This window comes from Methanophagales archaeon (assembly GCA_021159465.1).
Taxonomy (GTDB): Archaea; Halobacteriota; Syntropharchaeia; order Alkanophagales; family Methanospirareceae; genus G60ANME1.
The window spans coordinates 1-1252 of sequence record JAGGRR010000083.1 but is presented as its reverse complement, the minus strand read 5'-3'; the positions used below and the strand labels follow the sequence as shown (position 1 = coordinate 1252).

Annotated in this window: 2 protein-coding genes; both read right to left on the bottom strand. The window is 39.1% G+C overall.

Annotated features, from left to right (window positions below; all coding sequences use genetic code 11):
• Positions 1–252: hypothetical protein (locus tag J7J01_04480; GenBank protein ID MCD6210137.1), on the bottom strand; the 252-nt coding region annotated here is incomplete at its 3' end.
• A gap of 33 nt (positions 253–285) precedes the next feature.
• Positions 286–1164 carry a transposase gene (locus J7J01_04475; protein MCD6210136.1) on the bottom strand — a complete coding sequence of 293 codons (879 nt, stop codon included), beginning with the start codon at positions 1162–1164 and terminating at the stop codon, positions 286–288.
• Positions 1165–1252 lie beyond the last annotated feature (88 nt).

Below are 1252 nucleotides of genomic sequence, written 5' to 3'. Positions count from 1 at the left end.
CCCTGGGATGGGTATCTGGACGATTTCAGTCAAGATACCGCTGGCGATCGTTATAACCCCGGCAAGTATATACCCTTTCCCCTTTCCCTGCACCAGCCAGAGAACGGCAATAGAAATCAAGCCGAAGAGTATAAGATGCCCAAAGTCAAACACCTTGTCCACAAACAAGTACCCTCCAGAAGGTATGTCCAGGCCAAAAAGTAACACCATGGCAATAGCTATTATTACAATTGACTGTTTTTCCCGGCTCATGCACACACCTGGTGAGGAGAGGAGAAAACGGGGTCAGGTCTTGAATTGTGAATTTTGCTCTTGTCTCTTTGCTTCATTTTTTATTGCTTTACTTACTGTGGAATAATGAATACCCAGGCAATCTGCAATTTGTTTAAGGGTATAACCATATTCTATGTGGGCAGCGTATATTTTTTCATTTCGTTCTTTTTTATTTTTTATCTGGCTAAACATTTCAGAAAGCTTTGGTCTTATGGCAAATCTCTCAATTCTGGGTATTTCTCTCATCTTTTTTCTCTCTTGGAGATATACCTTTATCTTTTGAACAAAACTGTCTTTTCCTAAAATGATCCCACCTTTTAAATCCTTCCAGGGTGTTTCCTTTCCTATCCCTGATAGCACAAATTCCTCATAAATCCTTTGAGCCTCTTTTCGTTCTTCTTTAAACTGAGAAAGAATCCAATCAGTAGTGAGAAACTTGGGTCTTTTAACCCTGCCAGCCGTAGCGGCGTAACTGCTCCAATTCCATTGCCAGGGTTTATTAACTACTCCAGCCCTTACAGGATTTAAAACTATATATCTGCATAATTCTAAAAGGTAATTTTCCTTTTCTACTAAGATAGACTTAAACCTTCCTTGAAATAGGTGACCTACTGTATTGTGTATCTTATTGAACTTTTGGGTATATACACCATTTAACTGCCTTATGCCTTGAGAGAGATTTCCATCCGGGGTTTCTACTAAAAGGTGATAGTGATTATCCATAAGACAATAGGCATGACATAAAAAGTTGTATCTTTTTACTACTGAACCCAGTATCTCCAGAAAAGTTTCTCTATCCTTGTCATTCTCAAATATCCTTTCTCTTCTATCTCCTCTTGAGGTAATGTGATAAACTGCTCCGGGAAATTCTATTCTTAAGGGTCTTGCCATAAAACTAATATATACCATAAAATAATTCAAAAATCAAGACCTGACCCCTCGACAGGACCCCTCGACAGCCTCAAGATCAGTGTGACCC

Coding starts and splice junctions, on each gene's coding strand:
- J7J01_04475 (MCD6210136.1), bottom strand. CDS start 1,164: ATGGCAAGACCCTTAAGAATAGAATTTCCCGGAGCAGTTTATCACATT.